The 377-nt window shown below is 42.2% G+C and carries 1 protein-coding gene; it reads right to left on the minus strand.

Annotation, left to right across the window (positions count from 1 at the left end; all coding sequences use genetic code 11):
* Positions 1-138 precede the first annotated feature (138 nt).
* On the minus strand, positions 139-309 hold the full coding sequence (locus BBG47_RS31480; RefSeq protein WP_083189662.1) for a transposase: 171 nt from the start codon (positions 307-309) through the stop codon (positions 139-141).
* Positions 310-377 lie beyond the last annotated feature (68 nt).

A 377-nucleotide genomic window follows, 5' to 3' on the forward strand; every position in this document is an offset into this window, starting at 1 on the left:
CTTTCCACTTATCACAAAAAGTCTCTAGAGTAGTTTTCCCTGACTGCTCATCTTTTGCTCAGTACTCAGATGTGAAGTAAGTCTCGTCACAGTTGCTTGCCCGATCAGATGCACGTGCTTTATAAGCAATATTACGTGTTACATGGAGCAACATGATTGGTATTTGGATTTTGTATATGCTTGCTCGATTGCTGTCACATTGCCCTTTAATCCGTCGGAGACGAACAACAAGACTTCCTCTACACCACGCCCCTTCAACTCTATTAACAGTTCATTCCATACATGCCGATTCGGTTGAAGCAATAGCATACGTTAATACTTCCTAAGAACCATCTTCACCAATACCAACTGCAATATACACGGCCTCTTTGGAAACC

It is taken from the genome of Paenibacillus sp. KS1 (assembly GCF_001680695.1).
Taxonomy (GTDB): Bacteria; Bacillota; Bacilli; order Paenibacillales; family Paenibacillaceae; genus Paenibacillus_B; species Paenibacillus_B suaedae.